The organism is Mesorhizobium loti (assembly GCA_014189435.1).
Taxonomy (GTDB): domain Bacteria; phylum Pseudomonadota; class Alphaproteobacteria; order Rhizobiales; family Rhizobiaceae; genus Mesorhizobium; species Mesorhizobium loti_G.
In genome coordinates, this window is the sequence record CP050293.1 from 6998728 (window position 1) to 7019216 (window position 20489).

Here is a 20489-nt window from a genome sequence, read left to right on the forward strand (position 1 = left end):
GCTGCGGCTAACTCTCGGATAAGTCCGCCGAATTTCGAGCCAGCGGATATGGGCTATATCTACCTGTGACTGAATGGTGATCCCGACAGGAATCGAACCTGTGACCTACAGATTAGGAATTTGTCAGACGGCCTTTCCTGTCCTTTCCCAATGCCGGTCGTTATACGATTTGTATCGTGCTAACATGCTCAAGCTGTTGTAGTTTTCGCACTGCGCGGCTATGGTAGCGTGGACAAACCAACAGATCGAGTCTGATCTAACAGAGCGCAATTGTCGTACTAATCCCGTACTAATCTCATGACAGACCTTCGACTCCCCCTTACAGACCGAGCCATCGCAAGCCTTGATCTGGCATCCTCAGGGCAATATTTTGCTCGCGACACCGATCTGCCGGGTTTCATGGTGCTCGTGGGCAAACGGAAAAAGACGTTCGTTGTCCAAGGTGATCGAATGAAGGCGGGGAAGCGTCTTTCCGTCCGAATGAAGGTTGCCGAGGTTGGAGAACTCACAACGCGCGCGGCGCGGGCGAAGGCTAAGGACATTCTCGGCAAGATCGCCAACGGCGTTGACCCTCGCGCGTCGACGCGCAAGCGGGACGGAGATGCTGAAGCGGTTGATCTGCCGTCTATCACGAACCCCACGCTGCGCACTGCCTGGGAGCGCTATCGCGACGGGCATATGAAGAACAAAGGCCGAAGCGATGGGACGATCAACAACTATCGCGATCACATTGAGCGGCTATTGGTCGATTGGCTCGACGAGCCGGTTTCCAAGCTGGGTAACGATCCGTCCCTCGTGACTGTGCGACACGAGAAACTCTCAAAGGAGAACGGTGCCTATATCGCCAATGGCTGCATGCGAACGCTGCGCGCCGTCTACAACCATGCTCGCAAGGTCGCCCGCACACTCCCTGCCGACAACCCGGTTTCAGCCATAGACTGGAATGCCGAACATCGGCGCAATACCGCGCTCGGGCTTTCGGATCTCGAGGACTGGTTCACTCAACTCGCAGCATTGAAGAACCCAGTTCGTCGGGAGCTCCATCTGTTCATGCTGCTGTCAGGCCATCGCCCGGAAGCGATCAGGAAGGCGCGGGTCGAGCATGTCGACTTTCGCGCGCGTGTCTTGCACATACCCAAGCCGAAGGGGGGCGAGGTCAAGGCATTCGATATCCCGCTTTCCCGAGCCATGATCCGCTGTCTGGTTCGTGTCATGCGCATCGGTAGGGCTCTCTATAGCGAGCAATCGCGTGAATGGCTCTTCCCGGCCGAAAGCAAAAGCGGTCACATTATCGAGCACAAGGAAAAGCGTTGCGATCTGTCGAAATGGGGCAATGATTTGCGGCAGACTTTCCGCACAATCGCCCAAACTGCGGGCGTTGCGGAGCTGGACGTTCACCTTCTGATGAATCACTCCATCCCGGGCGTTAATGCAGGCTACATCACCCGCAACAAGCTGCTGAGCGACCACCTGCGCCAGCAGCAGGAAGCCATTTCACGGCGGATGATGGAGGCCGGTCGGTCGCGCCAGAAGGCCGCGAAACCCCTAGGTTGCGCTTGGCCTGCACTTCCAAGCAGGCGCGTGTTTTCTGATCTGGTGAGCGCGAAGGAATAGCGGCTTCAAACATGTTTGAGGTCGAGTCGGGAGGGCGTTTCAATCAGAATAGCCTCAATGTGGTGGCCACGATCGCACGGTTTGCAGTAGCGCTCACGCGCGGACACCCGCTGATATTCGCGCTGATGCTTGCTCGACGTGGGCACCGGGGGCGGGCCTTCACCATCGGTCCGACAGGGAGACCGTCATCATGTGTGAGGGGGGCGTCGGGCGTCATGGAGCAGTTGCTCCAGCCTAACAATCGTGTCCCGAACAATGTCGTGCGCGCGACTGCTTTCGCCAAGGCGCATAGCGGTCTCGCACTCACGTAGCTGAGTCACCGCTCTGTCAATCTCTCGCTTCAGATCATCTTTTTTTCGCTCATCATCGATCATAATCTGACCGGGGCCCCGTGGGCAACTTTTGGCGACTCCTTGGCGATCGATGTCCCGCAACGGGGTCGGCGGCGCGGTGTCTTTCCTCGCGGCCTTTGGGCGGGCTTTCTTAGCCGCCTTCATAAGCTGCTTTGGAGACATGTCAGGTGTCACGACCTCATAAGGGTGCCGACAATCTCATCGCGTGCTCAGGCGACATTGCGGGTGCACGTGCTTCATTGCAGCGCAGGTTCAGGACTGACTAGGAGTTGCCGGGCACGTTGAGCAATTTCTCTATATCCCGTGCGGAGACCGGTTTGCTGAAATGATAGCCCTGCATTTCATCGCAATTGTTTTTGAGCAGGAAGGCGATTTGATCGTCGGTTTCTACGCCTTCGGCGATAACCCTCATGTTCAACTTTTGACCCAACGAAATCACGGCGCTCGCAACAGCTTGATCGTTTTCGTCTTCGGCGACGTCGTTGATGAACGATTTATCGATCTTCAGCCGGGCAACCGGAAATCTCTTGAGTGCGCTGAGGCTGGAGTAGCCCGTTCCGAAATCGTCGATCGATATCTGAACGCCGAGATGTTGCAGTTCGTTCATCGTCGCGACCGCCAGGTCGATGTCTTGCATGATGAGGCTCTCGGTCAACTCCAGCTCAAGATAGCTTGCCTCCAGGCCGCTCTCCGTAAGTGCATTGACGACACGTCCGACCAGGTTCTTTTCCTTGAACTGCCGTGCCGACACATTGACGCAAACGGTCATCGGCGGCAGACCCGCATCCTGCCAGGCCTTGTTTTGTCGACAGGCTTCGTGCAGGACCCAGTCGCCGATCGGCACGATCAGACCTGTCTCCTCGGCCGTCGGGATGAACGTCATCGGTGCTACCATGCCTAATGTCGGATGGTTCCAGCGTATTAGCGCTTCTACCGCAAAGACGCGCCCCGAGCGAAGATCGACTTGCGGCTGATAAAGCAAGACGAATTCCGAGCGGGCCACGGCGTTTCGCAATTCCTCCTGAAGCACGAATTTTTCATGCGCCCTGGTGTTGAATTCGGGAGCGTAGAACTGGAAATTGTCGCGGCCGAATTCTTTCGCTCGATACAGGGCCGCATCGGCATTGGCCAGGAGCCTATCCGGGCTCGTCCCATCCTTGGGATAGTTTGCAATGCCGATGCTGGCCGTCGTCCTCAGGTGATGCTCTCCGATATGAACCGGCGCTGCAATCGCTGCCCGGATCATTTGCAAGGTCTCCGAAATGAGATCGACATTCGTAGGCTGGTCGAACAGAACGATGACAAATTCATCGCCGCCAAGCCGCACCACGGTATCGGTCGCCCTTACGCATTCGACCATGCGGCCGGCGACAGCCTTCAGCAGTTCGTCTCCGGCATTATGGCCCAGCGTGTCATTAACGAGTTTGAAATTGTCCAGATCGATGAACACCACTGTCACCCAGCGATCGTATCGCTGCGCGTACAGGATCGCTTGAGATAGCCGGTCCTCCAGCAAGGCGCGATTGGGAAGTCCGGTAAGCACATCATGATTGGCCATGAAGTGGATCTGATCTTCAGCCAATTTGCGCTCGATCGCGATTCCGGCGATGCGGGTCGTGAAATCAATCAATCGGGTCTCTGCTTCGGCCGGTTCACGCACCGTCATCGAATACATCGCAAAGACACCCAACACGGCACCTTGATGCGACAGGATCGGGGTCGACCAGCACGAACGATAGCCGTAGGGCGCCACCAGCTCGCGGTAATCTTCCCATAGGGGATTCTGCAGGATGTCGGCGACAATGACCGGTTCCCGCCGATCAACGGCGGTCCCACAGGACCCTACCTTGGGACCGATGGCGATCCCGTCGATGAGAACGGTATAGTCTTTCGCCAGGCTCGGCGCGGCGCCGTGCCGCAAGTGGATGCCGTCTTTGTCGAGCAGCAAGACGGAACCGAATATCCCGCTCAACTGGGATTCCACGAGGCGCATGAGACTATCGAGCACATCTTCAAGCGGAGCACTCATCGCGATCATTTCCAGGATTTGCGCCTGTCCGTTTCGAAGGATGTCCGCTTGTTTGCGGGCGGTGATGTCGTGAGCAATGCCGACCAGGCCGAATATCTCATTCTGGACATTGCGCAACGGCACCTTGGTCGACGAGAGCCATTTGCCGGCGCCCGACGCATCGACAACATACTCTTCCTCGTCGATCATCGGCTGCCCGCTGTTGAGGACATTCTGCTCGATGAGGCGGAATTTTTGGGCCAGTTCCGGAGCATGCAGATCAAAATCGGTCAAGCCGATCATATCGCTGGTCTTGACGCGGCCACTGTCGGCTGCAAGGGCGCTGTTCACCACGACGAAACGGCTTTGCGTATCCTTGACCCAGAGATAGTCGGGCACCCAGTCGATCAACGTTTGCAGCGAGATGCGCTCGTCGACGATCTGGCGTTTGGTGGCAAGTTCGGTGATGTCCTCGTGCGTTGAGACCCAACCGCCGTCGGACATAGGTTGGTGACAAACCTGAATTGTCCGCCCATCTGCTAGGCTGGTCGTCCATGTTCTCGACGCGGTGCCCGAATTGACCGTCCGGGCCAATGCGAGATAGTCGTCGGCTGACATAGCGGATGTTCCGGCGGCGACACGTCGTTCCACAATCTCACCGAGCGTCAGACCCGGCCCCATTTGCTCGGGTGCAATGCGATAGATCTGCGCATAACGTCGGTTGGACAATATCAGCCGTTCATCGGCGTCAAAAAAGCAGATGCCTTGCGAGATGTTGTCGATCAGCGTGGATAATCGAAGCGCCTGGCCTTCGAGTTCGGCGATCCTAGCTCCAAACTCATGCTCAAGAGTTTGGTAGGAAGCAGTCGCCAGTTTTGCCAGTGCGGCTAGACCGGGCGAATCCGGCGCTTCGGCGGCTTTCGCGGATGATTTCGTGACCAAACAGAGCTCCTCCGGTTTGGTGCTTGGAGAAAGCAAAGAGGAAGTTGTGAACTGAAGTTGCGAAGGCTACTCTTAAATGTACTAATCGCAGATGAATCGGCCTCAATGATTGAGGCCACTAGAGCCATATGCCTGCAAATAAACGCCATGCTCCTGAAAAGTAAGCTCTCGCCGCCCGGCGATGCGACTGGGCGACGGCCGGTCGGGCTTAGTGCCTCATCGGGACTAGGGTCGCCGCCAAAGCTGATGCGCGGCCCAGCATCTTGGCCGAAATTGACGGTGCCAATGCGGAGCCTCAGCGTATTGCCGATTACAAATACGGCGGCCATTCGTTGGCCTCAACTGGCTAGCGAGGCAACTGCCCTACAAGATACAAGGGATCGGTTTCTCTACTTTCTAGTGCGCAATGGAGGTCGCGTTAGAAGGTCCGCGGCCTCGATCCCGAGAATTTTGCCACTTGTCGACGAGGTCGATTGTCGCCGTAGACGCTGCGTTCCAACGCACTGATATAGATGCCATTTGGCTTCCACGCGGTCAGCCAGCTCTTCTTGCGAACGTCCAGCCGCCTGCCGCTGCCGCCTCAGATTGAGCCCTGTGGCGCTGATCGAGTGAAGCAACTTAGGTTTGTCCTGGAACCTATGCCTATACTGTAGGTTGGTATGGCGAGTAAAGGCAAAAACAAATGAGCGAACTCAATCGGGTGCAATCAGAAATCATCACCACGGACCTACTATTCGCAAGGATCATGCACGATTATGATTATAAGTCCTTGCGGGATGGAGCCCATCATACGTCGTGGTCAGGTCCGTCTTCGGACGCCATCCCCTCCGTACATCTTGGCGAGGTGCTTTGGCGCGCCGGACCAAGCTAACTGTGACTTCACCAGAATCTTATCACGATCGCGCCGAGACCCTCGATAGCTATTCTCGGCAAGATCGCCAACGGTGTTGACATCGCGCTGCTCTCCCGTAGATCGGAGTTGAAACCAATCACCGCCGGCGGCGCCAATCAAGGTTCGGGAACGTACAAACCCGGCTTCGACGAATGGACCAACTTCCTGAAAGCTCAGCAATATTTTCCAAATGCCCGCATGCGCAGGATCGCGATGAAAATGTGCTTCGTTATTCAATGCCCTTAGTGCCAGCCGACGCGTCTGTATTCCGGCGTCCGAAATCACGCCAAGAACCGTGAGCGATTTGATGTCGGATAAAGGCTTAGGGGTCGTCGTGCTGGCCATCGAGAAAGAACGAAGCTGCAATGAGGTCATCGCCGTCAATTCGACCGCTCCTGTCGCCCATGATGGATGCGACTCGTTGGAAGGTCTGCATCTCAGTCTCTGTTATGCGGGCGTCGCGCATTCTGGCTTTGAGACTAGCCAATCGGCTATCGAGGGCTGGCGAAGTCTCGACGTCATTCATCATTTTAATCGTCCTGGTTGGCTATGTGAAGCCGCAGCCCGCCGCCAGTCATGGCGGCGGGCGACAGCTATTTCATCAGTCGTAGACCTTGATGATTTTCCGGGTGCCAGGGTCGACCAGAACGGTGCGGTTGTCGACCACGACATAGCGATATTTGACGTTGGGAACCTCGTGAAGTTCAACTGTGTCAGGCAAAGCCGTGCCGACATTCAGTTCCACACCCGGAAGCTTCAGGGAGGCCAGCGGCTGCTTCTTCACGTATTCGCGGACGACCGTGTCCTGTTCCGGTGTGATGATCACGTCCTGTGCTGCGACAGCGCCAGCGCCTGCCAACAGCATAAGCGCTGCACCAGCGCCGATAAGTTGGGTACCTCTTCAACATGGCGACAGCACCAGGCCAACTCGCCAGGAACCCGAACTGGAATGCAGGCAGATTGTTCCTACCTTGGGACTTCGGTCCGAAGTCTATCAGACCAATGTCCTACCCTCTCTCAGACCCAAGCCCCCTCAGTGGAACGCTAACCCGTGGCGACCGTTGTTCAATGTAGGCAATTAAAATAGGAGCGGAATTCATGGCTGACGGCCCAACTGTTGTTAATTCTGGTGGGGGCGGCGGCACTGCGATTGCTGTCGTTATTGGACTTATCGCAATCGTAGTCTTGCTGATATTTACCGGCGTCATCAATATCCATGGTGGCGGCGGTCAGGACATCAATGTCAAGGTTGAGGCGCCAAAGGCGGAAGCGCCAAAGGTTGAAGCGCCTAAGGTGGAAGCTCCAGCCGAACCGGCAAAGCCTGCTGCCCCAGCCCCGGCCAGTGGCGGCTGATCACTCGCATCCAAAGCTCTCAAACCGATTGTTGTGAAGGAAGACTATCATGACCAAATATTTCGTCAGCGCCGCCGGCGCCCTCGTTCTCATGGCCGGCATCGGCACTTCGTTTGCTGAGGACGTGATAGTTCTCAAGCCCGAACAGCAGACCGTCGTTCGCGAATACATTCACAAGCAGAAGCTGGCGTCGGTAAGCTTGCTCGGTGTCGAACTCAACGTCGGTACGGCGCTTCCCGATACCGTTGAGCTCCACACGATCGACGTTCCGGACGTCCGGTACAAGTACACCGTTGTCGGAGACCATGCAGTTCTCGTCGACCCAGACACCCGCAAGGTCGTGCAGATCATCGAATAATCGGAGTGCCCGCCGCTCCAAACAGGAGCGGTGGGTGTTGTTTGGCGGCTGCAGAGAACATAAGAGGAGGATGTCCAATGCTTCGTAACAAGGAGACTTGGTTCCTGGAGGCGAGCTGGCTCGCGGCAGTGCCTATTTCCGTCGCCTTCACGGCACTGGTCGTCCTCTTGACTTCAGCCTGGATATGAACCGCTACCTATTTTTAGCGGGGGACTTCCTATCTCGCCCTCCGGGTTTTTATGTCCTGCTTATCGCCATGTTGCTTTGCACAGCGCTGGTCCCTTTCGGCCTGACAAATGTAGTCACTTACGCATTGTCGGTTGCGGCCATCGTGATCACTGGCGTGGTGCTGATCCAAGGCTATCGCGACACAGCTGCCATTCACGCCAAACTTGACGAAATCATCGTCTCCCTGGAAGAAACCAGAAATGACGTCGTCGGATTAGAGCATGCCGAGCCGGAGGAGATTCGGGAAAAGCTTCATACGCTGGAAGAAGAGGCACTCGCACGGCAAGTAAGATCTACGTGACGCTTGGTTGCAGGAGGAGGACGCGTAGCCATGCCGATCAGACGAAAAGCTGTGGACGCGGGGATTTTTGATCCTGCCGAATTGGCATTGCTGGGCCGAGTTTTCGAACAGCTGAAACTCGCAGACCAATCAGCTGATGCGCAGGGCAGACTGGCCTCCCGGATCATCGCCAACTATATGGCCGGCGTGGTTGATGAAGCGGAGCTGATTACGCTTTCAAGGCTACCGCTCGGCCGCTAAAGGCGCATCCCGATTTGGCCCTATTGTCTTGGGAATATCATTTGTTGCTGATGGAACGGAATCGCAGGGCTACCCTTTTCCCGTCATGGTACGTTTTCTGCTGAGCCTAGTTCCGGTCCTATTTTGCAGCACGCTTCTTCAGGCCCAGGCGTGGCAGCAGTTCGGTGTCAGGCAGTTCGGTTTTACATTTGATGTTCCGCCGGGTTTTGTCCTAACGCAGCGTTCGGACCAAGGCGCGGCTTTTCAAGGCGAAAACGATGCCTTCCTTGCTGTGTGGGGTGCCAGACTCGGGAACGCCAGTTTTCCCGCTGAGATCGAGCACCGCATGATTGAGGACGAAAAGGTCGGTTGGAAGCTGACCTACCGTCGCGTCACCCCGAGGTGGGCGAGTTACTCGGGCATTAAGGATGGCCAGATTCGATATGTCCGCGCTATAGCGATCTGCAACGACCGTGCCGCACTCTTCACCATAAATTACAGCAGATCGGAAAAAGTCCCGTATGACCCAGTTGTTGTTCGGATGGTGCGATCCCTGAAAGCGGATGGTTGCTAGAATAGGTCTTGGGCTTTGAGCAGAACCAAGCCTGCGAAGGTTTGGACGTTCTGATCTCTGATCGACGCAGTCATGCGGATGGACCGATCAGCCGAATAAAAGGCGCCTTTTCCCGGTGATGGTCTCGATCGATTTCAACAGGGCTCATGGACCTTACGAAGCGCGCGGTAGTGCACCGAACCCGATATGCCGGCAGGGCGTCAAATCACGCCGAGTTCGTTGCGTTGTCGCTGGGACCTAGACAGATTACACATTGATAAAATCCAGACAGTTTTATCGATCTTGTCAACTTGTGGATAACTATGCTTCGTGTTGTACCGGACTTCGGCCCGAAGCCCTATAAGACTAAGTACCATTGAAATAAATGCAATGGTCCTACACCTGTGACTAGGCGGAACGGCTTAGGCTTTAGTTAGTTGTTTCTCCAAATTCGGAGAAAACAGATGGATAAAAGCATTGGTCAAGCGCGTTGGTTGCTCGCGCCAATTTTCGCGACAGCCGTCACCTTTCTGGTGATGGGTATGGTGCTTGGCTGACATCTCATGAATTGGCGCAGCCACGTCCCTTCCTGCGCTGATAGGACCCGCCAGCCACTGCGGTGGCGGCGGGTCCTCGATAGACCTGCGCTGGAGCTTCATTCGGCAAGCCCTGCGCCTTGTTCCGCAAACGATAACTTGGGAGGCATTAATGGATAGGCGATCCTTCTTGACAGCAATGTTTGGCGTGGCCGGGGCAGCAGCTCTCGCAGTTACTCTTCGGCCAATCGAAACCATGGCTGGTGTTCCAGGCGCTGGAAGCGGTGTCCTCGATGAACTTGACGCCCCACGAACCGAGGCCATCGACGAAGATCCCCAGGCAGAAGTGCAGCAAGTGTACCATCGGCACTGGCACCATCGCCGCTATCACCGCCGGCGGGGTTGGAGACGGGTTTGTAGGAGATACTGGCGACATGGTCGCCGCCGCGTCCGGTGCTATCGCAGACGCGGCCCTTCAGTCGTCCTGCGATTTTAGCTTGTGACTGTTGCTCCTTGGCCCGTTCCGGCTCAACGCCGAGAACGGGCCACGAGGTCTCCTCGATGCGATAAAGAACCGCGATGGCTGGGGATGGGCCTAGCTTGGCGGATTCTCACGCGCAGTAAGGCTACGGCGCCGAGCGCGGTTATCAGGGTTGAGGCGACACGGTTGCCTCATTGCAGGATTCCGCGAAGCATGAGCGCTTGCTGCCGATCTCTCATCGTACGCACAATGGGCGCGCTTTGTCCCCCCACAAAGGCCGGGGCATAGCCCGGCGTGCCAAATCCTGTGTCACCCTCGATAAGCAGGCCGGGCTATCTAGGAATTCGGAACATTGCTGGTTGCTAAAGGTTGATGCGAGCGGTAGGCGGTGCCCTCCATTGCCTGCCGAAGATCGGGCCTCCGATCGGCCCGCGCTCTCCCACAGAGGCGCGGGCTTTCACGATTTCTGTAATTGGTAAAAACCGTCCAAAAACTCCACTTGAAAGACCGATAAAATCGGTCTTATAAATCCCGGAATTTTTCCTGTCCTGGCGCGAGGCATTGCGATGGACGGCACAGTCAAAAACACCCAAAACTAAACGGTTGTAGTGAACGAAGCCTGCGGCGAATGGTTTGTCCGCATGGTCGAGGGAAAGCGGGCGAGGAAGACCCGCGCCTGCATCTCAACTAGGTCACGCGGTTATAGAACGCTTCGTTCACCTTGAGTACGGGATGCGTTCTTCCCTAGTGGAATGTCTTTAAACGGAACCTAATAAAAGCCGCGCGCTTTATCCACTCATGAGCACACGCGGCACCAACTTCCTTCACAAGTGGCTTCCGGCAACGTCGCCGAAACGGTCGGCGCCGACATCTATCTCAGTTGCCGAGTTCACTCAAAATCTATTCGCCGACCCCAAATGATCGGGATAAGCAGCGTCGAGATCTAGGAGGAGACCGGCTTGTCTACGAGACTATCCCCGACGCGGATGCCAGCTTGGCTGACTAAAGCCATGCCCTGCAACCCATGCCCAGCGTCGGGGTCGCGTTCTGTTTCGTCGGCATCGTGGTGGCACTGGCGTGATATGGTGGATGGAGTTGTAGTGGATCGGCCGCTTCATCATCACCCTCACCACGCTTTCAGCCGACCATCAGGAGCATCACCCCCAAAGGCTACTTCTTGGTGATGTTGCCGTTGTTCAGGTCAAAGGCCTCAATGCCGCGCGTCTGGGCATAAAAATCGTCCTGCAGTGCTCCCCATTCTCCGAGGTAGCCACCGCACTTCCTGCAGTGAATCGGCGTGTGCTCTTCAGCACCCGCGGGAATGTCCATCTGGATCGTCCCGCACGCCTTACAATCCAGTTTGTGGTCGAGCCGCTTGTTATCCATTGGATGTGTTTAGCGACCGCCCGGCGACCCGTCTACATGCCTATTGACGCATGGTCCGATGTGCTTTTCTCGCGGCGACCGGAACGAAAACAGTGCTCCGCCGTTCGCTCCTGGAATTGCCAGGGGGGTACCTATGCACGACCCGTTTTTTGCAGTTCCAATCATGGTTGAAACGGAAAAGGTGGGGGAGTTTCGCACCTTGAGCAGCGTCTCCGAGGTCGCCATTTTCATGATGGAATGCTGGCCGGAATCGCACGGGCGAAGATATCGGGCTGCACTTCAGGCCTGCACGGGCCCTCTGGGTACAGCCGAAGATGTTGAGAATGCTCGGCGCGCCTTTCTGACGGCTGCCAAGGAAGCTGGGCTGAATGTGAAGGCTGTTTCGGTACAGGATGATGCTCCATTGCCCCGCTCACTTGAGCAGCCCAAGTCGTCCTACATCGCCGATCAGAAACGACGCGACCGCGGGGATAGGGAGGAGCAGGAGGATTTTCTCGTCCGGTTCCTCGCGCGGGAAACAGGCATCACCGAGGCGCAGGCCCGTGGACTGATCAAAGTGATTGGCACGGATAGATCATCATTGCTGGGAGAGGCCAGAATATTGAAGGAGCGGTAGTCATGCGAAGGCGCGGCGCCTCCATCAGGACGTCAGTATGGCATTCCAGTTCTAAGAAAGAGGAGCGCCTTGCCGCCCCGTAAGCGAACATACCGTCTACAGATCATGCTCAATGCCGAGGAACTCGCCGTCTTGGACGCTTGGCGGTTTGAGAAAAGAATGTCGAGCCGATCTGACGCGGTGCGGGAGTTGCTTCGGCTCGGTCAGTCGGCGACCGGATATGATGGACTGCAAGGGGCGCGATCCGTCGATTTCGGAATTCTCGATCCACCGCACCGAACCTCCTAAAACACCTGCTGGAAAAGACGGCCTTGGCTAAGAAGGATTGGCTGCAGATGTCCCGCTCCAGTCCTTCACAGCGCCATCCAAGGCCATTCTGATGTCGTCCGGACTATCGATCCCGCCGCTAAAAAGAGCGATCAGGCGCCGCGCCAGATGCTCCCGTGCTGGGTGGGAGCCTTCGATCCCGGCCTGCTCGCAATAGTCGTCCAAAATCCTGGTGAGTGTTGCCAACTGTATTTCGTCAGCCGTTCCGCGAATGGTCATCTCGCATACTCCCTCAGAGGGCGAAAGCGTGATCGACTCTTTCAAGCGCTCGTTGCCGTTAAAGACCGAGCGACGGCCCAACTGTACGCTTCCGACATTCGGGTAGCGAGTCAAATCCGCAGGTACCGATGCAAAGTAAATAATCTGCAGCCCTATAGTTAATGGACGTGAACTTGTTTAAGTGCTTAAACAAGTTTGTCATCAGCCATTGTACGGGCGCTGGTGCTTGAGAGAGCATAACATTCTCCCGCCCCAGCGGGAGCTATGCAGTGACAATCAGCCAGCCAAACATATTTCGGGGATCCCGATCGCGAACAGGGACGGCACGATCTCAGTCCTTGCTACGCTGCCTCAAATGGCCGACGCCTTGGCGAACGACTGGCCATCCGATGGCCCAATGTTTCTAGCCGCCCTTGCCGCCTTGGTGGGGGAACGGGCGGGATGTTGCAGCACAAGGGAAGTTCACCGAGCCTTCATAGCGGCGGCCATTGAAGCCGAATGCCTTCCCGACAGCTACATGAAGAATTGAGCACGAAATGCCTCTCACGCTCCGGACGACACTTTGCGAGACAAGAGATGCGCTGCACGTGCTGCGAAGGGCCTTGTTTGTCCGCGGGCATACCGCTGCAATGGAAGAGATCGATTCCCTCATCGGCGTCGCCCAAGATAAGGCGGTCCAGGCAATCGGCGTCATTGATCGCGCAGCGGTTCATCCCGCGGACACGGCAGCTATTGTCCTGCCGATCGCTCAGCACGCGAACCTTGGCGAGCTTCGCGATCAAGGCATGGGCCTCAGCGTATATTGCGGCAATCCCCGATGCGGTCATCTACGTCCGCTCGATCTCGATGGTCTAATTGAGACCTACGGAACGCACTATGATTTCATCACCGAAAAGCGGCTGGCATCGAAGCTTGTCTGCAAACGCTGCCAGAATGTTGGAGGGAGGCTGGTCGTGGTTTCCGATAAAAGGCCGCGATATTAACATCGATGGTCAGCTAGCACGCCGGTGTCGTTCCGGCACAATGCATGCGCTTGGCGACCGCGAGCCGCCGCTGGTAAGCTTGCCGTATCTTCACGCTAATCCCTGTTGGAGCTGTGTTGTCGGGAAAGGTTTCGGTGCGTGATTGGCGATGTCGAACGGCGGGCGTCATTTAGACATGAGCGCTCTGTTTAACATTCCTGCTAGCCATTTGAGATCACCATATCCAAGCGGCTCAAGCACCGCAGTTACAGGCAACTGACAAAGACGTCGCGCACGCCCGGCGGCCTTAGGGGCGGGCAGATTGTCCATGACGACTACGTCGCCCTCCGTCAATGTCGGGACCAGCACCTGCTCGACATAGGCCAGGAACACGTTGAGCCGTCGTAGATGAAGGGCCCAGTCATGCCGTCAGCCGCAGCGCTCCGGTGAAGGTCGTGGTCTTCCAGTGGCCATGCGGCACGCAGGCCCGGCAGCGCTCGCCGCGCGGCGTTCTTCCACGCAGGCGGGCCATCTTTGTGAAGAGGCCGGTCTCATCGATGAACACGAGTTTCGCCGGATCCTGCTCCAGTGCGTGCGCGGACTCCTTTTTTTTGAATGTCCAGCCGTGGCCGAAGCTAGGCGCTCAAGGTGCTGCGGCTGATCCGCACCGACTGCTCGGCGACGAGCCCCTCCGCCATCTCGTTCAGCGTGATGTCCTTGCGCTCCTCGATCACTCGACGATGAAGTTCATGCGCATCGAGGCTGGCGCGGCGGCGCCGCGGCGTGGCGCCAGTTCGCCGATCTTCGCCCGCGCAATCCAGCGGATCGCGCTGGACACCCCCACGCCGAACCGCGCCGCTTGCCGCGCCGACATGCCCTCGTCCGATGCCTTCAAGACCCGCAACCGAAGCCCCACGCTCAATGCTCTTCCCATCGTCACACCATCGAGGTGGATGTTGGATCAAGCACAAAACGCAGCCGTCACATCACAATCGATTCATCGATCAAGGACGTGCTCTAGGTGTCCACCTCTTCAGCAATAACTTCGAAGTGGGTCAGGCTCGACGACCCAAAGCTGGTCGAGAGGGCAACGTCAGTCGCGTCGCGGCCCGTCGCCATCAGGATTCTTCCGATGCGAGGGTGGTTGTGCCGAGCGTCGAAGGTGAACCAATGACCACCGAGATAGGCTTGGAACCAAGCGCTGAAATCCATTGGATCTGGCACGGGGGAATTCCGATATCCCCGAGATAGCCGGTACAATAGCGCGCGGGAATGTTCATGCAGCGGCACAGTGTAATCGCCAGATGGGCAAAGTCACGGCAAACACCGGTTCGATCGATGAAGCCCCCATGGGCGGTGCGCAGCGCGTCGGCGTTCTGGTAGTTGAACGCTATGTGGTTGTGAACGAAATCGCAGATCGCCTGGACGCGAGGCCATCCAGGCCTTGTATTGCCAAAAGTCGCCCAGGCGAAATCCCCAAGGCGATCGGTATCGCAGTATCGGCTTCCTAGAAGAAAAGTTAGCACTTCATCCGGCAGGTCTTTTATATCGTGTTGTATGGCCTCGGGTGCGACGACGTCCGGTTTGCCACTGTCGTAGATTTCAAAGGTGGTTGAAATCCTAGTCAGTCCAGCAGGAGCCTCGATCCTCGTGCAGGCATTGCCGAAACTGTCGATGTAGCCCCTCGCTTCGATCGGCCGATCAAAACCGATCACCTGTTCCGTCAGAAGGTCGACCCGACGTGACGGGTGGATTTCCAGGACCAGCAGCATCGGCGTTGGCTTCGGACACTCGTAGGTCAGATTGTACCCTGCGCGTATCCGCATCGTCGCTCCAATGGTCTTGTTTGAGGAGACGACCAAACTCCGCTTTGACCAATCGGTTCCACGAAAATCAACGGGTGAGGATCTAGTCTGCTCTATTCCTTGGTAACTTTCACCTCGACGTCCATGCCCAGAAAACTCGAAGCACTTCCCGAATAGCTGCCGGAAAGTGGGATCGCCTGCCGTGGGTGTCGAGCGACTGCCACCCTGATCAGTTCACGATTACCGACAATGCCATTGGTCGGATCAAACTCGACCCAACCGGCTCCAGGCAAATAGACCTGGCACCAGGCGTGGGTCGATCCTCCCCCTCGTACCTCCAACTTGTCTCGGGTTGGGACGTAGATATATCCGGTCACGAAACGCGCAGCGAAACCAAGCGATCGAACAGCTTCCATCATAAAGAGTGCGAAGTCACGGCATGTGCCTCGCCGCAGATGTAGCGTGACAAGAGGGGGTTGCGTCCCGGGTTCCGTTCGACGGGAATACACAAAGCTTTCGTGGATGGCATAGCAGAGTGTCATCAACAGTGTGCCCGTCTCTGTCTGGCCACCGGCGCTCAAGAATTGTCGTGCCCATTTTCCAATCTCGTCGCCTTCATCGGGATGATGACGCATGATGGTTTGGGAAAGGTCGGCTGCCTCGTCAGATTCGTAGGAGAACGGATAGCTGAGTGCCGCTTCGTCGATGCGGAAATCGGGGGCGTGCTGAGGCGTATGATCAAGCCGAATGGCTGTTTCGAAGTGCAGTGTTTTAGCCGCCCCCTTGAAATCGAGCACCGCAACGCAGTTTCCAAAAACGTCGTGGATCCACCGGAGCTCTTTCGGCTCGGGATCAATGGACATGGCGTGGTCTAGAAGTCTCTGGTCGAAGCTGTCGCGCGGTCTGAATATCAGCCGGTGTTCGCCAAACCTTACAGGTCGGCTGTAACGATAGACAGTCGAGTGCCTCACTGAAAAAATTGGCATGACGTCGTTTAATGCCTTCTGCATACACACACCGGTTTCTCCGGGACGATCGAATGGCCTCGGGCGCGGAGAGACTCAACGCCTGACTAAACAAATCAAAGCGGCCAAAAACCGGTCGCTAGTCGGACAATGTCGCTACTGCCGGGCTTCCTACAATGTCGATGCCGGAGGCGGCAGGGCATCAAGACCCACGCGAGATCGGGATAGGCGTTGCCTCAAACCTGCTCACCTCTCGGTTCGAACTTTCCCGCCGAGATACGTCTGATCTATGGATTTGAAATATCCTGCCCAAGGCGTAATGTCCCGCCGGTCTCTTTCGACCCCTTGCGAGCGCGCGAAGAAAACTAAGGCAGAGAAGGACGCCGAAACGTTTGGCTTACACTGTGATTTGGTACGGCAAGCAAGGCATCGTCGAGAAAGCGTCGTTCGAGACCGAGAAAGCTGCACGGGATAACGCGCTGGCGACCTTTTCCGCTCGAAACATAGGCGGTATCGTAGCGGTCGAGGTTCGCAAGGACGACGGCACGGTTGTATTCAGCCAAGCTGGCAGCAACTAATCGTCCGCATCTTGTCAGGCTTAGAATGAGATTTTCCGTCCCCATCCCTGCTCCTTTGGCGAAAGCCCTCAACGGGCTAAGACGCAGCACGGCGCCGGCATCAGGCACTGAACGCCAACCTATCGAGACCTGGGGCTTAGCAGACCTTTGCCCTGGCCTGTAGACCAACGACGTATTGCTTCTGTACCGTCGAGAATTCCGCTGCGCCTTACAGTCGGGGTCTCCCAGCTTGATCCACGACCGGTACCGTGATGTTGATCATCTCGCGTCCGAGCTTCGGTAATCCGGGTTCGCGCGCAAGGAACGGATCGGAGTCTTCTGGCTCCTCCCGGGCGGATCGCATGCTTTCTGAACGACGTCGGAACCCAGGGGCGTCACGGCGCTAACCCCCCCTCGCAGGTCTGCAGGGACAGTGAGGTTCAAGTGGACGTCGATGTTAAGAGATCAGTAACCAATCCGGAAGAATGTCGCTTGCGGCCTCTTTTCGCTGCCAGGAGACACTGCACATGCGTCGCGGCCTCGGCCTACTTGTACTCACCTTCAGCACGGCGCTTGGCACTGGCACGGCAACGTTGGTCATCTCACCAGCTCACGCCGCGTCATTGCTTACCCCCGATACCGTCAACGAAGCGCCCCTCGACGCAATTTCGCCGACGTATGCGCCCCGGGATTCGAAGATCGATCCGCTGACCACCGGTAGCACGTTCAATGTCGGTGCCGCCGCCCCTTCTACGGAATTCACCACGGCCGCCGTGAGCGACACGCCCTCACCGTCCATTGTCCGCCTGCAGGTATTGCTGGACAGGGCAGGGGCGTCGCCAGGAGTAATTGACGGTCTTGATGGGGGCAACCTGCGGCACGCCATCGCAGCCTTTGAATTGATGCGTGGCCTTCCGGTCGACGGAAAGATCGGGCCCCAGGTCATCGCCGCCATAGACGGGGACAAGCAGGTGATCGGCAGCTACGTCGTCACGGCGGACGATCTTTCCACGGTAGTGGGTGCCATTCCGAAGGACTACGCCAAAATGGCCGAGATGAAGTATCTCGGCTACGCTCGTCCAAGCGAGGCCCTGGCCGAGCGCTTCCACATGGACGAGGATTTTCTGAAGGCACTCAATCCGGGGGCGACCTTCGCCGAGGGCGAAACGATCTCCGTGCCCGATCTCGGCCCGGGCAAGCGCGGGAAAGCCGTCAGGCTCGAAGTGGACAAGGCCGAAGGCCAGGTTCGCGCCTACACGGAAGACGGGTCCCTTCTGGCGGCCTATCCTGCCACCATTGGCAGCGAGGAAAACCCATCGCCATCCGGAACACATACGGTCAGGGGGTAGTTTCGAACCCGACCTATACCTACAATCCCAAGCTCAATTTCAAACAGGGCAACAACGACAAGGTCCTGACCCTTCCGCCCGGCCCCAATGGCCCCGTCGGCACGGTGTGGATCGACCTGTCTGAACCGAGCTTCGGTATCCACGGGACCTCCGAGCCCGCCCGTATCGACAAGACCGGGTCCCATGGCTGTGTACGCTTGACCAATTGGGATGCTGGAGAGCTTGGCAAGCTTCTCAGACCCGGCGTGCCGGTCCAGTTCCTCTGAGCGGCGAAGAGAATCCGGGCGTAGACCTCGACTATCAGCCCGATGTCGAGGAGCAGGCCCCCGAAACTGCGCTGGCGCCCGAATGATCGAGTCGAAGTCCAGTTCAATGGTACCGAGACGAAGCCAGAATTGCATTACGGCTGAACCTTGGATTCAACTTCACCACGCAGTCCGGGCCTCGCGCGACGATAGCGGGCAGTCTCCTACCGACATTATGACCAGGGTCGGTGTCGAAATCCGCGCGTCGCCGCCTTGCACCGCCGAATAAGCCGGAGATCTCGTCGCACGCTGTACACTTGTCTAAATCGCGGGGCGTTTGCGGAACAAGCATTACGAAGGAGCGTTGCCCGCACGCCACCCACCATCATGAAAGGACCGGTGCAATGCTGAAGGAACTACCTCGCAGGCGAGACGGCGCCCCCTCATGTGGGGTGCGGCGATTGCCAGTGCTTTCTTTGTCGTCCTGATAGGCTTGTTCGTTTTAGGCGTGCTCCAGTCGCAAGGTGGGGCGGAAGCCGAAAGATGTTGTTGGACCCTACGCTCGGCTTTCCGGCTGATCCTCTATTTGATTGGAACTTGATGGGCACCCGTGGGTTACGTCATGAAGAGGAGACATCGCCGTGAAATTGCTGCACCTTGCCCCCATCGCTATTCTTGCCTGCGCCCTGGCTCTGTCCGCTTGCGCTAATACCGTCCGAGGCGTCGGTAGGGACGTCAAATCGACGGCCAACGCAGTTGACGACACCGTCACAAAACCCTGATCGATGCAGCGGACCGTCACGGTTATCGAGAAGGCAACTGGTCGGGTGATCGGCGCACTGCCAATCGATCTTGCAGGCCAAGTTCACCAATCCTCGGATGATGAGTATTTCGCGAAGGCGTTCGAAGCTGCAGTCGACAGCGGCCTCATCAATGAGGCTGATGCGCGTTTGCTTGAATTCCGGCTCGAATAGGTAGGCCCCACCCAGGTCAGGGATAACTTAAGCAACCCGTCTGCACCGGGCCTGTGAATTCTTGCCTCGCCGCCTGCGTGGCGTTACGAAGTCACCTATTTCGGCGGAAACTCTGTGCGGGTGTGAATGATCTCTCTCGTCTGCGCGGCTGCATTGGCTAGGGAACAAAACGTATGGTGCGTAGTTAAATATTAGTGGAGGCTAATGTGATGCTGCTGGCGTTGGGCAGTGCGCCTGAGACCGAGGCACTGTCGTCCAGGAATGCCGACGCGGAAATTCTTGGAGTGCTCGACCTCAGCAACAAAACGGAGGCCAAATTCCCCATCGCCCGCCTCGGAGAGGCAATCCAGTTCGTCGCAAATGCCTCAGTGCTCGGATATGATGTCCGCGCGGCGATGGTCTTCTATGGGGAATCAGGCACACCAAGCCTTAGGTTGATTGACTGCGAGCGGTTATGGGCCAAGTACGGCGCTGCCCTGCTCGAGCCAGAGACCTCGGCCTGTGGAAGCTGAGGATAAAAGGTCGGGCCGGTAACCGTCGAACTCGCATGCTACGCCATCTTGGCGCAAATCCATGCAGTGCTGGGGCCGCCGATCGGCTCACTTTTAGATCAATGGTTTGCTCGGGTCGAAGGGGAATTGACCGCGTTGATAGCGACAACCAATAAAAAGCCCGCCTAGGTCAGGCGGGTTTCGGACGCGAAGCATCACGTTATCCCAAATCCCTTGCCCGTCGACGCTAATAGGCCGCGAACTTCGGCTCTTGGCGTAAATGCTTGTATTGCAAGTTTTTGTGGAGCGATCTGGGCACAAGAGAGTTGTGGACCACCAGCATCATTTTGGCAGGAGGGTCCATTGGCGCCTAGCATCTGCGTGTTGGTTGTCGAGGACGAGCCGCTAATCCGCATGGACATCGTGGATTTCCTGCTCGGCGAGGGTTTCGAGGTATTGGAGGCTGCCAATGCCGATGAGGCAATCGACTTGCTCGAAGCCAATGCCCAGATCCAAATCATGTTCACCGACATCGACATGCCGGGGAGCATGGATGGCATAAAGCTCGCCGCTGCTGTTCGCGACCGCTGGCCACCCGTCAGAATTGTAGCGACGTCAGGCCATCGTGCGGTGTCGGTCACGGACCTTCCGAAAGGCAGCCTGTTCTATGCCAAGCCGTATGACAACGCAGCCATAGCGGGAAGTTTACGCGACCTGGTCTCAACTTGACATGGCCAGCCAGCCAGTTCTTCCTC

At 57.1% G+C, this 20489-nt stretch carries 20 protein-coding genes, 1 tRNA gene and 4 pseudogenes; 16 read left to right on the forward strand and 9 right to left on the reverse strand.

Annotated elements, in window-relative coordinates:
• Positions 1–74: 74 nt before the first annotated feature.
• Positions 75–144, reverse strand: a tRNA-Arg gene (locus HB777_33625).
• Between the two features lie 153 nt (positions 145–297).
• Here HB777_33625 and HB777_33630 point away from each other — a divergent pair.
• A complete protein-coding gene (locus HB777_33630; protein ID QND68410.1) occupies positions 298–1614 on the forward strand; it encodes an integrase family protein in 1317 nt (438 codons plus the stop codon).
• Between the two features lie 615 nt (positions 1615–2229).
• Here HB777_33630 and HB777_33635 read toward each other — a convergent pair.
• The 3 genes from HB777_33635 to HB777_33645 all read right to left on the reverse strand — a co-directional run bounded on the left by HB777_33635 (position 2230) and on the right by HB777_33645 (position 6674).
• The gene (locus HB777_33635) at positions 2230–4917 is read right to left on the reverse strand and encodes an EAL domain-containing protein (GenBank protein ID QND68411.1); all 2688 of its coding nucleotides are present in this window, start codon (positions 4915–4917) and stop codon (positions 2230–2232) included.
• Positions 4918–5716: 799 nt separating this feature from the next.
• Positions 5717–6193, reverse strand: coding sequence for a hypothetical protein (locus tag HB777_33640; GenBank protein QND68412.1), 477 nt, complete (start codon positions 6191–6193; stop codon positions 5717–5719).
• A 217-nt stretch (positions 6194–6410) separates the two neighbouring features.
• Positions 6411–6674, reverse strand: a complete 264-nt coding sequence (locus HB777_33645; GenBank protein ID QND68413.1) for a DUF1236 domain-containing protein — start codon at positions 6672–6674, stop codon at positions 6411–6413.
• A gap of 233 nt (positions 6675–6907) precedes the next feature.
• On the opposite strand from HB777_33645, the gene HB777_33650 reads away from it, so the two are divergent.
• The 6 genes and pseudogenes from HB777_33650 (at position 6908) to HB777_33675 (ending at position 10785) form a co-directional block, all read left to right on the forward strand.
• Positions 6908–7162 carry a hypothetical protein gene (locus HB777_33650; protein QND62444.1) on the forward strand — a complete coding sequence of 85 codons (255 nt, stop codon included), beginning with the start codon at positions 6908–6910 and terminating at the stop codon, positions 7160–7162.
• 49 nt (positions 7163–7211) lie between these two features.
• Positions 7212–7520, forward strand: coding sequence for a DUF1236 domain-containing protein (locus HB777_33655; protein QND68414.1), 309 nt, complete (start codon positions 7212–7214; stop codon positions 7518–7520).
• A gap of 184 nt (positions 7521–7704) precedes the next feature.
• Positions 7705–8049 (forward strand): hypothetical protein, encoded by a 345-nt coding sequence (locus HB777_33660; GenBank protein ID QND68415.1) that lies wholly within the window; start codon positions 7705–7707, stop codon positions 8047–8049.
• A 30-nt stretch (positions 8050–8079) separates the two neighbouring features.
• Positions 8080–8289, forward strand: a complete 210-nt coding sequence (locus HB777_33665) for a hypothetical protein (protein QND68416.1) — start codon at positions 8080–8082, stop codon at positions 8287–8289.
• Positions 8290–8374: 85 nt separating this feature from the next.
• A complete protein-coding gene (locus HB777_33670) occupies positions 8375–8842 on the forward strand; it encodes a hypothetical protein (protein ID QND68417.1) in 468 nt (155 codons plus the stop codon).
• A gap of 1794 nt (positions 8843–10636) precedes the next feature.
• Positions 10637–10785 (forward strand): annotated as a pseudogene (locus tag HB777_33675) (DUF768 domain-containing protein).
• Positions 10786–11008: 223 nt separating this feature from the next.
• Here the strand turns inward: HB777_33675 and HB777_33680 are convergent.
• Positions 11009–11167 carry a hypothetical protein gene (locus tag HB777_33680; protein ID QND68418.1) on the reverse strand — a complete coding sequence of 53 codons (159 nt, stop codon included), beginning with the start codon at positions 11165–11167 and terminating at the stop codon, positions 11009–11011.
• A gap of 220 nt (positions 11168–11387) precedes the next feature.
• On the opposite strand from HB777_33680, the gene HB777_33685 reads away from it, so the two are divergent.
• A complete protein-coding gene (locus HB777_33685; GenBank protein QND68997.1) occupies positions 11388–11840 on the forward strand; it encodes a DUF982 domain-containing protein in 453 nt (150 codons plus the stop codon).
• A gap of 315 nt (positions 11841–12155) precedes the next feature.
• Here the strand turns inward: HB777_33685 and HB777_33690 are convergent, their stop codons facing one another.
• A complete protein-coding gene (locus HB777_33690; protein QND68419.1) occupies positions 12156–12386 on the reverse strand; it encodes a hypothetical protein in 231 nt (76 codons plus the stop codon).
• A gap of 355 nt (positions 12387–12741) precedes the next feature.
• Here HB777_33690 and HB777_33695 point away from each other — a divergent pair, with 355 nt between their 5' ends.
• Both HB777_33695 and HB777_33700 read left to right on the forward strand, forming a co-directional pair.
• On the forward strand, positions 12742–12915 hold the full coding sequence (locus tag HB777_33695) for a DUF982 domain-containing protein (protein ID QND68420.1): 174 nt from the start codon (positions 12742–12744) through the stop codon (positions 12913–12915).
• Between the two features lie 100 nt (positions 12916–13015).
• Positions 13016–13369 carry a hypothetical protein gene (locus HB777_33700; protein QND68421.1) on the forward strand — a complete coding sequence of 118 codons (354 nt, stop codon included), beginning with the start codon at positions 13016–13018 and terminating at the stop codon, positions 13367–13369.
• 276 nt (positions 13370–13645) lie between these two features.
• Here HB777_33700 and HB777_33705 read toward each other — a convergent pair.
• The 3 genes and pseudogenes from HB777_33705 to HB777_33715 all read right to left on the reverse strand — a co-directional run bounded on the left by HB777_33705 (position 13646) and on the right by HB777_33715 (position 16139).
• Positions 13646–14282, reverse strand: a pseudogene (locus tag HB777_33705) (IS630 family transposase).
• Positions 14283–14365: 83 nt separating this feature from the next.
• Positions 14366–15174, reverse strand: a pseudogene (locus tag HB777_33710) (transglutaminase family protein).
• Positions 15175–15266: 92 nt separating this feature from the next.
• Positions 15267–16139 (reverse strand): transglutaminase family protein, encoded by an 873-nt coding sequence (locus HB777_33715; GenBank protein ID QND68998.1) that lies wholly within the window; start codon positions 16137–16139, stop codon positions 15267–15269.
• 371 nt (positions 16140–16510) lie between these two features.
• Between HB777_33715 and HB777_33720 the strand changes: the two genes are divergently transcribed.
• The 6 genes and pseudogenes from HB777_33720 to HB777_33745 all read left to right on the forward strand — a co-directional run bounded on the left by HB777_33720 (position 16511) and on the right by HB777_33745 (position 20463).
• Positions 16511–16696 (forward strand): hypothetical protein, encoded by a 186-nt coding sequence (locus HB777_33720; protein ID QND68422.1) that lies wholly within the window; start codon positions 16511–16513, stop codon positions 16694–16696.
• 464 nt (positions 16697–17160) lie between these two features.
• A pseudogene (locus tag HB777_33725) lies at positions 17161–18290 on the forward strand (murein L,D-transpeptidase).
• Positions 18291–18910: 620 nt separating this feature from the next.
• Positions 18911–19051: an EncA/B family entericidin gene (locus HB777_33730; protein ID QND68423.1), complete on the forward strand. Its 141-nt coding sequence runs from the start codon at positions 18911–18913 to the stop codon at positions 19049–19051.
• A gap of 3 nt (positions 19052–19054) precedes the next feature.
• Complete coding sequence (locus HB777_33735; GenBank protein ID QND68424.1) at positions 19055–19243, forward strand: hypothetical protein; 189 nt, start codon at positions 19055–19057, stop codon at positions 19241–19243.
• A 209-nt stretch (positions 19244–19452) separates the two neighbouring features.
• Complete coding sequence (locus tag HB777_33740; GenBank protein ID QND68425.1) at positions 19453–19755, forward strand: hypothetical protein; 303 nt, start codon at positions 19453–19455, stop codon at positions 19753–19755.
• A gap of 360 nt (positions 19756–20115) precedes the next feature.
• On the forward strand, positions 20116–20463 hold the full coding sequence (locus HB777_33745; GenBank protein ID QND68999.1) for a response regulator: 348 nt from the start codon (positions 20116–20118) through the stop codon (positions 20461–20463).
• Positions 20464–20489 lie beyond the last annotated feature (26 nt).